The sequence below is a fragment of the Corynebacterium callunae genome (assembly GCF_046592015.1).
Taxonomy (GTDB): Bacteria; Actinomycetota; Actinomycetes; order Mycobacteriales; family Mycobacteriaceae; genus Corynebacterium; species Corynebacterium callunae_A.
In genome coordinates this window covers 234,558-247,217 of sequence record NZ_JAWVOB010000001.1, presented here as the reverse complement: position 1 = coordinate 247,217, position 12,660 = coordinate 234,558, and the positions used below count along the sequence as shown (strand labels likewise).

Genomic DNA, 12,660 nt, shown 5'->3' with positions numbered 1-12,660 from the left:
TTTACTGTGACTATTGAAGATCCCTAGCCACGCACTACGGCAAGGTGCCCCGAACCGCCCTACCGAAAGGTACAGCGGCTCGCCCCACTGAGACTCCCCGGACAGGCCTAAAACAGTTGAACCTTAGGCATCCAGGTGCGAGGTGTCATTAAAAAGACGCAGGCAGCTAGGGCCCTCATCGTGGAATTCGGTGATAGAAAGTGATGCCAAATCCAGGTGCGCCTTCTTGAAGAAGGCCGGGCCCGCATCCAGCGCCTGGCGGACCAAGGACTTAATCGGGGTCACATGGCTTACCACCAGCACATTTGCCGCACCATATTCTTTTTGCAGCTCTTGGCGTACACCTTTAACGCGGCGGTGCACCGCCTGGAGGGATTCTCCACCGGGAGGTGCAACGGAGGTATCTTTAAGCCACTTATCGTGCAGCTCTGGATCAAGGTCTCGAGCTTCATCAAAGGTCTTGCCATCCCACAGTCCGAAGTCGGTCTCAATTAGACCATCAACAATACGGACTTTCATCCCCAAAGCATCGGCAACAGCTTCTGCAGTTTGGCGGGTGCGCAACAGTGGAGAGCTCACAATCGCATCAATGCCACCACGCTGAGCTAGACGCCTTGCAGCAGCTGTTGCTTGCTGCTCACCAAGTGCTGAAAGTGGCGGGTTGGAGCGTCCAGAATATTGACGCGCTGCAGACATAGCGGTTTGGCCATGGCGCAGCAATAACAGCCGGGTGGGGTCAGTGGTGGCACCGTTCCAATTGGCTGGTTTGGTGACGTCACAGTTGAGGTCCTTGGATTCAGCCTCCGGAGCCTCCGCGGCCTCAGCAGACTCCACCACCGGAACAGCTCCAGCAGCCGAACCACCCACCGGGCCTTCAGGTTTGCCAGCAGCTGCAGCATCCATCGCCACGTTGGACAAGGCATCAGCGCGCTTATTTTTCTCACGTGGAATCCAGGTATAGCTCACATTGCCAATCGCGTTCGCGATCTCCTTGGCTTCAATGGCCATGACCTTCATATCGGGGTGCTTGATCTTCCAGCGTCCCGACATTTGCTCCACCACCAGCTTGGAGTCCATGTAGACATCCACCTCGGTGGCGCCGAGTTCCCGCGCAGCTTTTAAACCTTCTAAAAGTCCGCGGTATTCGGCAACGTTATTGGTAGCTTTGGTGCCCACCACATAGGCGATTTCGCGCAAGACCTCAGCCTTGTTGGCGGAATACACCACGGTGCCGGACCCAGCCACGCCTGGATTTCCACGAGAACCGCCGTCGGCCTCGATAACTAGTTTTGAATGCTCAGCCACACTGCAACCTAGGAGATATCGCGAATGAGGTAGGAACCGCACTCTGGGCAATGAGGAACTTCATTGGCTGGGGTGTTGCGGATCTCAGAAATACCATTGGCAGGCAGCACCATAGCGCAGCCACCACAGGAACGGCCATTAAATAGTGCTGCTCCAATGCCATTTTCTTCACGCTGTTCACGGAAAGCAGCAATAACCTCAGCAGGTAGCTCCTCTTCCAAACGAGCGATCAATACGGTGGGATCTTCAACTTCCCCGGCGCGCTCCTGAGCCGCAGTTAGAGCTTCGCGAGCCTCAGAAACCTTGCGTTCTGCGTCCTTCACTCGGGACTGTGCAAGGTCGCGGTTGTTGCGCAGGGCGTGGACTTCATTGTGGGCTTCTTGCAGCTCACTCATCAAATCGGCGATCCGGGACTTGGAGGTGTAGATATCGTGGGTGAGGTCGCGGCGACGTTCCTCATCAGTTTCGGCACCCAGGGCGTCCTGGCCATCCTTCTTACGCAGACGCAGCTTGCGCTCATCAGCCTGGATGCGCAGGATCTCATTTTCCATGTCATCAACAGCCATTTGAGCAGCAGCGGCAGCGTCGCGCAGACGGGTTTGTTCAGCAATGGCCTTGTCCAAAGCTTGCTGCTCTTTGGTGTCCTGAGCGGACAGCTTTGCGTCTTTAAGACGAAGCGCAGTTGCCAAATCGAGCAATAGCTTCTGCTTTGACTGTTCCAATTTCATGGGGTTTCTCCTCTTTAGTTCTCAGTTATCGCCAGCATCGGGCGCGGACTTTGTTGCCATTGTCCACGGATCAGTGCGGATGGAAAGTACAGTGACCTCGGTTTGTGGGGCTTGGGAGGCAAGCAGTTCTTTTACCTGCTCGGTCCACGGAAACTCACTCGACCAATGCGCAGTATCTACTACTGCTGGGCCACCCTCGCGCAGATACTCATCCACCGGGTGGTGTCGCAGATCGGAGGTGACATATACGTCTACTCCGAGCTTAATCACATCACTTAAGAAACTATCACCTGACCCCGAAGAAACCGCAACGCGAGAAACCATCTGCTCCGGATCACCGGTGGCACGCACGCCCCAGGCAGTGGTCGGCAAATTATTGGCAACCTGCTGCACGAAGTCCGCCAAACGCATAGGCTCTGGCAAATTTCCGATTCTTCCCAGGCCATAAGCCTGTTCCAAATCACCGGTTGGTTCTAATTCCACAATGTCAAAAGCCGGCTCCTCATAGGGATGTTCCTCATGCACAACCGCGATCAGGGCGCCACGTAAGCGTCGCGGGGCGACAAATTCAATGCGCAACTCGGCGTCCCTAAAGAGCTTTTCGACGTCTCCCTGCGTCGGATTGGATCCTGCCATGGGTTTAAACTGCCCCATGCCTTCGATCTCGAAAGCGCATTCCCGATAGTCACCGATTGCGCCGGCTCCTGCGTCGAAAAGCCTCTTTTTAAAATGCTCTGCATCTTTATGCAGCACCTGCACGCCCCACTTATCTAGGGCGCCGAGGTAACGCGGCGCAATGGGGCGGCCGGGCGTAATGCCCACGAGCTCGGCGAGCTTATCGTTAACGCCGGGGCGCGCGGAATCGGCGTTGGTGTGGGCGGCAAAAAGCGCAACTCCCCCGCGGATGAGGGTGTGCAGCACCTTGCCCTTAGGCTCATCGGCGGCCACCGAGGTCACCCCGCGCAGCAACAAGGGGTGGTGGATGATGAGCATATCAACGCCCATTTCCACGGCCTTTTCTGCAACTTCCTGAGTGCAGTCCAGCGCGAGTGCAATTTTTTGAACCGGCTCAGCGGGATCGCCACAGATCAGGCCCACCTTATCCCAGCTTTCTGCCAGTGCTGGTGGATATGCCCGATCCATGAGGCGACGGATATCTGCGACGGTTAAAACACTCACTATTAAAACTCCTGAATTGCCTTGATGTCAGAGCCTTAAGTCTAGCCGAGGGCGCGGACGGCTACGCGGGCTAGATTTTCTGGCAAAGTAAAGGACATGAAAGATAATTCCAATAAAACCCTGCTTTTTGATCTTGATGGCACCCTGGTGGATTCTTTCCCCGGAATCCGAACCTCCTTCCTGCACACCCTGTGCGTCATGGACTGGGAAATCCCTACCGAAGAACGCATTAGTCGGGTTCCAGGTCCGCCAATGGAATGGACCTTGCGGGATCTAGGCATGACTCCCACTCAGGCTCAGGAAGGTTTGCAGATTTACCTCAAGCACTATGGCGAGGTGGGTTGGGATATGTCCTCAGAATTCCCCGGCATGCGTAATCTGCTGATTCGCCTTAAAGCTGAGGGCTTTAGGTTGTGCACTGCTACCTCCAAGGGCGAGTTTTTTGCCGAGCAAGTACTCAAGAAATTTAATATGTTTGAGCTTTTTGAGTTCATGGGTGCTGCCCAAGAAGATGGTCCCCGCCGCAATAAGCCCGCCGTGATTAAGCATGTTTTGGATAGTGTGGGATTAACTGAACCCGCCAATATTTTGATGATCGGCGATCGTTCCCATGACATCGAGGGCTCAGCAGAATTTGGCATTGACTGTGTGGCTGTAACCTGGGGTTATGGCGAGGCTGCCGAATGGCAACACGCTCGTTATACCGCAACCTCAGCTGCCGAACTAGAAAGGATTATCCATGAGTGGGCCTAATTTCACTTTGCCGCTGGAAATCGTCTTTGTGTGCACCGGCAATATTTGTCGCTCCCCCATGGCCGAGGTCATTGCACGTGCCAAAGCTGAGGAAGCAGGCCTTAGCGATGAAGTAATTTTCTCCTCCTGTGGCATGGGCGATTGGCATGTGGGCCAACCTGCTGACCGTCGCGCTGTCGCTGAGCTCAAAGCTGCCGGTTATGACGGCTCCACTCACCGCGCAGCCCAGCTGGGACCAGAGCATATGCGTGCTGATCTTTTTGTAGCTATGGATAACGGCCATGCCCATGAGCTGGCTGCCACCGGAGCACCCAATGACAAGATCCGCCTCATGCGCTCTTTTGATCCCGAGTCCAACCCTGATGATGATGTCGCCGACCCCTATTACGGCACCCAGCAGGACTTTGCCCTGACCCGGGAAAATATTGAGGACGCCATGCCTGGTCTTTTGGAATGGGTTGTTAATCACACCTCTAATCGTGCTTAGGTCTTTGGAGATTTAAGTTCTAAGGTGTCAAGTGTGGAAAGCAAGCAAAAGAACACTGCCCATGCGAGCTATGCAGGCACTCCTAGAACCAGCGGTCCAAAGCAAAAACCCAAGGGTCTTAAAGCATTCTTGACCCCTGGGTGGATTATCTCTGTGCTGCTCATCGTCTCTTTCTCCTATGCAGCCATTTCCATGCTGGCGCCCTGGCAGCTGAATAAGGACGAGGATATCGTCGCCCGCAATGAACAAATCTTGGAGGGCTTCGAGCGTGAGGTGGTCCCCTACTCCGAGCTTTTCGACGCGGCCGGCGTGGTTCCTCAAACCTCTGAGTACTTCCGGGTTTCACTAACCGGGCACTACTTGCCCGATAGTGAAGTACTTTTGCGCCTGCGCCCCGTAAATGACGGCCCCGCTTTCCAATCCCTCACCCCTTTTGAGCTTGAGGATGGCCGCGTGGTTCTTATCAACCGTGGCTTTGTGTCCTCTGAGGGCACCATCGTTCCTGAAATCGCCCCGGCTCCTGCTGGCGAGACCACCATCGTTGGCCTGGCTCGTAAGAATGAAAGAGTGCCTGGAACTGCACCGATGGAAGATAGCGGCTACAAGCAGGTCTACGGAATTAATACCGAACAGATCTCTGAGGTTACTGGCCTCGATCTGGGTACCGACTACGTACAGCTGTCTGAAAACCAACCTGGTGTGCTTAGCGCAATGCCTATTCCACAGCTTGACCGCGGCAGCCACCTCTCCTATGGCTTCCAGTGGATTGCCTTTGGCATTATGGCGCCGCTGGGCTTGGGATATTTTGTGTGGGCTGAGTTCCGCGAACGCCGCCGCGAAAAGCAAGAGCGCGCGGAAATGGCTGAGCTTGTTGAGACTGCTGGGCAGTCCGAGCCTGCAACGGGGTTGGAGAAGCCTAGTGCCGCGGTGGCTGAGCCCCAGCAGGTAACTGTTGCTTTGGAGGAGCCCAACGCGGTTGAAATCGATGAAGACGCTGCCACGAAGGATTCAGCGCGCAAGCGCCGCGCCCGCTATGGCAATCAGCATCCCAATCACTATCAGCAGCTTTCCAAGCGAGATGAGCAGCGCTTCTAATTTCTCTTGAATTTTCTCCCCAGATATGGAGCTCTCACCCGAGCTTGAGGTCTGGGGAGATTTTTTATGCCCAAAATGCGCTCAGCTCTAAAATCCCTCGGATTCACAACCTCGGAAGCAAGCAAAAAACCTCGGATTCAGTACTCTTTCCGAAGTACTGAATCCGAGGTTTTTAATTGTGCGCCCTGACGGGCTCGAACCGCCGACCTGCTGGGTGTAAACCAGCTGCTCTTCCAGCTGAGCTAAAGGCGCTCACGTGCTTTCACAGACTGTCTGGCAGCTGTTGAAGCAACGAGAGAAATACTAACACAACATTCCCAAACTCTAAAAATCGCTGCTCAGAGCGGGAAAATGAAGCTCTTAGTCTTTCTTGTTTCCGCGCTGAACAAGACAAGAACCCTGCCAAGCGCCGAGGCGCTCAGCTTTAGTCTGAACCAAGCCGGCCAATTGAGCGGATTCGGAGATAACTCCTGGAGCCAGTGCCCCATCTTTTCCTACACCAGGGCTCAAAAGCCAGATTCGACCATTTTCCGCGAGGGAACGAATGGAATCCACCAGTCCGTCGACAAGATCACCGTCGTCCTCGCGCCACCAGAGCAGCACGACATCGCACAGCTCGTCGGTTTCCTCATCGAGTAGTTCCTCGCCAATAGCGTCCTCGATGGACTCACTAATGAGCGAATCACAATCTTCATCCCATCCAACTTCTTGAACAGTCTGACCCGATTGAATGCCGAGTAGTTGAGCATAATCCTGGGCACCTTGCTTGACTGCGCCCGGAGCGTCGGCCACTTTAATGTTCCTCCTTGTGATGGGCCCCTTTGAGTAGAACCGCCAACTTTCCAAGCTGGCAGTCCTGGGGCGTTTTCTATATACGGAATGCACATTACCGCCCCACCCCCATAAAGAACCACATTTCCCAGCAAATTTTTTCCGCCTTCGCCCCCATTACCTGAAAAAATGGCGCTTTTCGACGCATCCCTTCCGCACGCCGCAGCCACGTCGACGCTCCAAGTGGCGCCGACCGCAAACCCTCATAACGCGATAGGAATCGCACTTAAAACATTTTTATGCGCATGAAAAATATTTGTGAGAGAAAGGTCACACCCCTTAGTAGGCTTTCCACATAGCGGAAAAGGTACCCCAATAAACTTTGCAAAAATTAGCAGCGTGGAGAGTATTTGCAGCTAGTTGTGTTAACTAAGAAACAAACAAACTCAACAAACATGGCTGCTTTCCAAGCCAACTCCCGTAATGGTCGTATGAAATGCATTTATGGGTAGCAACACAATTACGACGTATTAAACCCAACTCAGGTTATTGCGTATTCTTGGGGACGACTTATGCGTTCACCCTAACTTCAGTTTTTTAAAACGTTTACTGCACTTGGTCCACAGCCCTTCCGGGTCTGGTTCGAATGCCGTGAATTAAAACTGTGTGAAGGTGCCGGAATACCGGAATTGCATAACTGAAATAAAACATTCCAACAGGAGGTGTGGAAATGGCCGATCAAGCAAAACTTGGTGGCAAGCCCTCGGATGACACCAACTTCGCGATGATCCGCGATGGCGTTGCATCTTATTTGAACGATTCTGATCCGGAGGAGACCAAAGAGTGGATGGATTCACTCGATGGATTGCTTCAAGAGTCTTCCCCGGAACGCGCTCGCTACCTAATGTTGCGTCTGCTTGAACGTGCATCCGCAAAGCGTGTATCCCTTCCCCCAATGACGTCTACCGACTACGTCAACACCATTCCTACCTCCATGGAGCCTGACTTCCCTGGTGATGAGGAAATGGAAAAGCGCTACCGCCGTTGGATCCGCTGGAATGCGGCCATCATGGTGCACCGCGCACAGCGCCCAGGCATCGGAGTGGGCGGACACATCTCCACCTACGCCGGCGCAGCCCCACTGTACGAAGTTGGCTTCAACCACTTCTTCCGCGGCAAGGACCATCCAGGCGGCGGCGACCAGATCTTCTTCCAGGGTCACGCTTCACCAGGTATGTACGCCCGTGCATTCATGGAAGGCCGTCTCACCGAGGATGACCTCGACGGTTTCCGTCAGGAAGTCTCCCGTGAGCAGGGTGGCATCCCTTCCTACCCTCACCCTCACGGCATGAAGGATTTCTGGGAATTCCCAACCGTGTCCATGGGTCTGGGCCCAATGGATGCAATTTACCAGGCACGTTTTAACCGTTACCTCGAAAACCGTGGCATCAAGGACACCTCTGACCAGCACGTCTGGGCATTCCTTGGCGACGGCGAAATGGACGAGCCAGAGTCCCGCGGCCTCATTCAGCAGGCAGCACTCAACAACCTGGACAACCTGACCTTCGTGGTGAACTGTAACCTGCAGCGCCTTGACGGCCCTGTGCGCGGTAACACCAAGATCATCCAGGAACTCGAGTCCTTCTTCCGCGGTGCCGGCTGGTCCGTCATCAAGGTCGTTTGGGGCCGCGAGTGGGATGAACTGCTGGAAAAGGATAAGGACGGTGCGCTTGTTGAGATCATGAACAGCACCTCCGATGGTGACTACCAGACCTTCAAGGCTAACGACGGCGCCTACGTCCGCGAGCACTTCTTCGGTCGCGATCCTCGCACCGCAAAGCTCGTTGAAGACATGACCGACGATGAAATCTGGAAGCTGCCTCGCGGTGGACACGACTACCGCAAGGTTTACGCAGCTTATAAGCGCGCACTTGAGACCAAGGATCGTCCAACCGTAATCCTGGCTCACACCATTAAGGGCTATGGCTTGGGCCATAACTTCGAGGGCCGCAATGCGACCCACCAGATGAAGAAGCTCACCCTTGATGATCTCAAGCTCTTCCGCGACAAGCAGGGCATCCCAATCTCCGATGAGGAATTGGAAAAGAACCCATACCTGCCTCCTTACTACCACCCCGGTGAGGACGCTCCGGAGATCAAGTACATGAAGGAACGTCGCGCAGCATTGGGCGGTTACCTGCCTGAGCGTCGTGAGAACTACGAGCCCATCGTGGTTCCTCCGATCGACAAGCTGCGTTCTGTCCGCAAGGGTTCCGGTAAGCAGCAGGTTGCTACCACCATGGCAACCGTGCGTACCTTCAAGGAACTGATGCGCGATAAGAACATCGCTGATCGCCTCGTGCCAATCATCCCTGATGAGGCTCGTACCTTCGGCCTTGACTCCTGGTTCCCAACCCTGAAGATCTACAATCCTCACGGCCAGAACTACGTCCCAGTTGACCACGACCTCATGCTCTCCTACCGTGAGGCTCCAACCGGACAGATCCTGCACGAAGGTATCAATGAAGCAGGCTCCATGGCTTCCTTCATTGCAGCTGGTACTTCCTATGCCACCCACGGCAAGGCTATGATCCCGCTGTACATCTTCTACTCCATGTTCGGCTTCCAGCGCACCGGTGACTCCGTCTGGGCTGCAGCTGACCAAATGGCACGTGGCTTCTTGCTGGGTGCAACTGCTGGCCGTACCACCCTTACCGGTGAAGGTCTGCAGCACATGGATGGTCACTCCCCTGTTTTGGCTTCCACCAACCCAGGTGTTGAGACCTACGATCCTGCTTTCTCCTACGAGATTGCACACCTGATTCACCGCGGTATTGATCGTATGTATGGCCCTGGCAAGGGCGAGAATGTTATCTACTACATCACCATCTACAACGAGCCAGTGCCACAGCCTGCAGAGCCTGAGAATCTGGACCTCGAGGGCTTGCACAAGGGTATTTACCTCTACTCCCGCGGCGAGGGAACCGGCCACGAGGCCAACATCCTGGCTTCTGGTGTAGGTATGCAGTGGGCTATCAAGGCACAGGGCATCCTGGAGGAAGAGTACGGCGTGCGCGCTAACATCTACTCCGCTACCTCTTGGGTTAACCTTGCTCGTGACGGCGCACGTCGCAACAAGGAAGCTCTCCGCAACCCAGGTTCCAACGTTGGTGAAGCATTTGTGACCACCCAGCTTAAGCAGACCTCCGGTCCTTATGTTGCAGTCTCCGACTTCTCCACCGATCTGCCTAACCAGATCCGCGAATGGGTTCCAGGCGATTACACCGTTCTGGGTGCAGATGGATTCGGTTTCTCCGATACCCGCCCTGCAGCTCGTCGTTTCTTCAACATCGACGCTGAGTCCATCGTGGTGGCAGTTCTTAACGGACTGGCACGCGAGGGCAAGATCGATGTCTCTGTAGCTGCTCAGGCTGCTGAGAAGTTCCAGATCAGCGATCCAACTGTAGTTTCTGTGGATCCAGACGCTCCTGAAGAGTAAACACTCCTAGAGCATCAAAAAAACCGCTGCCAGACCTTGGTCTGGCAGCGGTTTTTCGTCGAAAAGCGCGGTTTTATTAACCCAAAAATGCCTTATCGGACAGGGTTGCGCCCTTGATGTTGGCAAACTCCTGGAGCAGATCGCGCACCGTGAGCTTAGACTTAGTTGCCTGGTCAGCCTGATAAACGATCTGACCTTCATGCATCATGATCAGCCTATTTCCCAGGCGCAGCGCCTGTTCCATATTGTGGGTAACCATAAGCGTGGTCAAGCCACCATCAGCAACAATCTTTTGCGTCAAGGTGGTCACCAGCTCTGCGCGCTGCGGATCAAGCGCTGCGGTGTGTTCATCGAGCAACATGATCTTAGGCTGCGTAAAACCAGCCATAAGCAGCGACAATGCCTGACGCTGGCCGCCAGAAAGCAGGCCGACCTTTGCACCCAGCCGGTTTTCCAGCCCCAGTTCCAGCCGTTCCAATTCCGCTTTAAAAAGCTGTCGACGCTTGGAGCTCAACGCCATACCCAAGCCGCGGCTCTTACCACGCAACAACGCAATAGCTAGGTTTTCTTCAACGGTGAGATTGGGAGCAGTGCCAGCCAAAGGATCCTGGAATACACGGCCCACATAACGAGCGCGCTTATGCTCAGGCATCTTGTTGACATTGATGCCGTCAATGCTGATATTTCCAGAATCGACCAGCAAGCGGCCAGAAACGGTGTTTAGCAAGGTGGATTTACCAGCGCCATTGGAACCAATGACGGTGACAAAATCCCCCTCAACCATCTCGAGGTTAAGTTTCTGCAGGGCACGGCGCTCATTGACCGTTCCGGGGAAGAAGGTCTTATTGATGTTGTCAATCTTCAACATGACTGCTTAACCCACCTTTTCCGAAACCGTGGCAGCAGGAACTTCCGCTGCTGCGGGCTTGCGCTTGAACTTAGTTTTCCAGCGCGGAACCAACATGGCAATAACTACCAAGATGGCAGAAATAGCCTTCATATCATTGGGATCAAGTCCCAAACGTAGAGCTGCGAAAATGATCAAGCGGTACACAATTGCACCGATGACAACGGCAAGGACTGCCAGCCATACGCGCTTTTGGCCAAAAATGGCCTGGCCCAAAATAACCGAGGCCAGACCAATCACGATAAGGCCAATACCCATTGAGATATCGGAGAAGCCCTGGTACTGCGCAATAAGTGCACCAGCCAATCCCACAAAACCATTGGAGAGAGAAATGGTAAGAACCTTGGTGAAGTCGGTGGATACACCAAAGGACTGCACCATGGGACCATTATCACCCGTTGAGCGCAAAGCTAGGCCGATATCGGTATTAAGCAACCACACCACCAAAACGGCCAGTACAGCAACAGCTACGGCAATAATGCCTGGGCCTGCCCAGGTACCCAAAAGATCGGCGTCACGCAAAGGGCTGAAGAGGTTATCGGTACGCAGCAGCGGAACATTGGCTCCACCCATAATGCGCAGGTTCACCGACCACAGTGCGATCATGGTGAGAATTCCGGCGAGCAGACCATCAATTTTGCCCTTGGTGTGCAAAAGACCAGTGATCATGCCGGCGAGAAAACCGGTGACAAAACCAGCGGCGGTGGCCAAAATTGGGTTCCACCCCGCCATCAAAGTCATGGCCGCAGTAGCTGCACCGGTGGTGAAGCTACCGTCCACGGTCAAGTCCGGAAAGTTCAGTACCCGGAAAGTGAGGTAAACGCCGAGCGCCACCACACCGTATAAAAGGCCAAATTCTAAAGCGCCAATCATACGCGGTCGGCCTTGTCCAGAATCTCCTGAGGAATGGTGACACCCTGGCGAGCAGCTGCGTCTTCATTGATCACGTAGGTGAATTCGGTGGCAGTTTCCACTGGCATGGTGGCAGGGTCTGCACCTTCTTCGAGGATGCGCAGGGCCATTTCACCGGTCTGACGGCCGAGCTCGGTGTAGTCGATACCCAAGGTAGCTACTGCGCCACCTTCCACGGTGCCGGATTCTGCAGCGATAACTGGGATGGTCTTCTGCTCAGCTACCTGAACGAGGGAGGAGATACCGGAAACAACCATATTGTCGGTTGGAACGTAGATGGCATCAACATCGCCCAGGGCTTCAACTGCCTGCTGGATTTCATTGACGGAGGTAACAGTCTGGGTCTTGACCTCAATGCCCAGTGGCTTTGCAGCCTCAGTGACCTGATCAACCTGGACCTGGGAGTTGACCTCGCCGGAGGCGTAGACAATGCCGATGGTCTTTGCATCTGGAACCAGTTCCTGCAGCAGTGCTAGCTGCTCGTCAATTGGTGCCATATCGGAGGTACCGGTGACGTTTCCACCAGGTGCTTCGTTGGAATCAACCAACTCTGCAGAAACTGCATCGGTAACAGCGGTGAACAAAACTGGGGTATCGGTGATGTTCTGGGCGGTTGCCTGAGCTGCTGGAGTAGCAACGGCAAGAACGAGGTCGAGATTGTCAGAAGCGAACTGCTGGGCAATGGTCAAAGCAGTGCCCTGCTCGCCATTGGCATTTTGCTCCTCGAAGGTTACATCGACGCCGGCGTCAGCAAAAGCTTCTTTGAAGCCTGCGGTTGCAGCGTCTAGTGCTGGGTGCTGCACCAATTGGTTGATGCCGATGGTGTAGGACTCTCCACCAGCAGAATCGGCGGTGGCTGAATCCTCACTGGAATCGCTGGAGCACGATGCCAGGGTGAGCGCACCTACAGTGACAATGCCGGCAAGGATCTTCGAACGAGAAGAAAACATGGCATATCTCCTTATATAAACGTGGGGCACAAAGTGTCTGCTACAGTCCCTTCGTGGAGCACCTTGTGAAGTGA

Annotated in this window: 11 protein-coding genes and 1 tRNA gene; 4 read left to right on the top strand and 8 right to left on the bottom strand. The window is 54.4% G+C overall.

All coding sequences use genetic code 11. The features are described 5' to 3' along the window. Positions 1-123 precede the first annotated feature (123 nt). The 3 genes from SFC07_RS01180 to SFC07_RS01170 are packed head-to-tail and all read right to left on the bottom strand — an operon-like array spanning position 124 to position 3,212. Positions 124-1,305, bottom strand: a complete 1,182-nt coding sequence (locus tag SFC07_RS01180; RefSeq protein ID WP_411206396.1) for a bifunctional RNase H/acid phosphatase — start codon at positions 1,303-1,305, stop codon at positions 124-126. 8 nt (positions 1,306-1,313) lie between these two features. Further along, positions 1,314-2,033 carry a zinc ribbon domain-containing protein gene (locus SFC07_RS01175; protein ID WP_411206395.1) on the bottom strand — a complete coding sequence of 240 codons (720 nt, stop codon included), beginning with the start codon at positions 2,031-2,033 and terminating at the stop codon, positions 1,314-1,316. A gap of 21 nt (positions 2,034-2,054) precedes the next feature. Then, positions 2,055-3,212, bottom strand: a complete 1,158-nt coding sequence (locus SFC07_RS01170; RefSeq protein WP_411206394.1) for a Nif3-like dinuclear metal center hexameric protein — start codon at positions 3,210-3,212, stop codon at positions 2,055-2,057. Between the two features lie 96 nt (positions 3,213-3,308). Here SFC07_RS01170 and SFC07_RS01165 point away from each other — a divergent pair, with 96 nt between their 5' ends. From SFC07_RS01165 to SFC07_RS01155, 3 genes are read left to right on the top strand one after another with little or no spacing between them, the layout of a single operon-like run. Next, complete coding sequence (locus tag SFC07_RS01165) at positions 3,309-3,965, top strand: HAD-IA family hydrolase (protein WP_411206393.1); 657 nt, start codon at positions 3,309-3,311, stop codon at positions 3,963-3,965. Beyond that, positions 3,952-4,452 (top strand): low molecular weight protein-tyrosine-phosphatase, encoded by a 501-nt coding sequence (locus tag SFC07_RS01160; protein ID WP_411206392.1) that lies wholly within the window; start codon positions 3,952-3,954, stop codon positions 4,450-4,452. Before SFC07_RS01165 ends, SFC07_RS01160 begins: the two co-directional genes overlap by 14 nt. Positions 4,453-4,485: 33 nt before the next feature. Further along, on the top strand, positions 4,486-5,547 hold the full coding sequence (locus tag SFC07_RS01155) for an SURF1 family protein (protein WP_411206391.1): 1,062 nt from the start codon (positions 4,486-4,488) through the stop codon (positions 5,545-5,547). Positions 5,548-5,726: 179 nt separating this feature from the next. On the opposite strand, the gene SFC07_RS01150 is transcribed toward SFC07_RS01155, so the two are convergent. Next, a tRNA-Val gene (locus SFC07_RS01150) sits at positions 5,727-5,799 on the bottom strand. A gap of 108 nt (positions 5,800-5,907) precedes the next feature. Then, positions 5,908-6,339 carry a DUF3052 domain-containing protein gene (locus SFC07_RS01145; RefSeq protein WP_411206390.1) on the bottom strand — a complete coding sequence of 144 codons (432 nt, stop codon included), beginning with the start codon at positions 6,337-6,339 and terminating at the stop codon, positions 5,908-5,910. A 709-nt stretch (positions 6,340-7,048) separates the two neighbouring features. On the opposite strand from SFC07_RS01145, the gene aceE reads away from it, so the two are divergent. Further along, positions 7,049-9,817 carry a pyruvate dehydrogenase (acetyl-transferring), homodimeric type gene (gene aceE, locus SFC07_RS01140; protein WP_411206389.1) on the top strand — a complete coding sequence of 923 codons (2,769 nt, stop codon included), beginning with the start codon at positions 7,049-7,051 and terminating at the stop codon, positions 9,815-9,817. Positions 9,818-9,893: 76 nt separating this feature from the next. On the opposite strand, the gene SFC07_RS01135 is transcribed toward aceE, so the two are convergent. The 3 genes from SFC07_RS01135 to SFC07_RS01125 are packed head-to-tail and all read right to left on the bottom strand — an operon-like array spanning position 9,894 to position 12,586. Beyond that, complete coding sequence (locus tag SFC07_RS01135; protein WP_411206388.1) at positions 9,894-10,685, bottom strand: ABC transporter ATP-binding protein; 792 nt, start codon at positions 10,683-10,685, stop codon at positions 9,894-9,896. A gap of 6 nt (positions 10,686-10,691) precedes the next feature. Beyond that, complete coding sequence (locus SFC07_RS01130; protein WP_411206387.1) at positions 10,692-11,597, bottom strand: ABC transporter permease; 906 nt, start codon at positions 11,595-11,597, stop codon at positions 10,692-10,694. Continuing rightward, on the bottom strand, positions 11,594-12,586 hold the full coding sequence (locus SFC07_RS01125) for an ABC transporter substrate-binding protein (RefSeq protein WP_411206386.1): 993 nt from the start codon (positions 12,584-12,586) through the stop codon (positions 11,594-11,596). The genes SFC07_RS01130 and SFC07_RS01125 overlap by 4 nt, the downstream gene beginning before the upstream one ends. Positions 12,587-12,660: the final 74 nt, after the last annotated feature.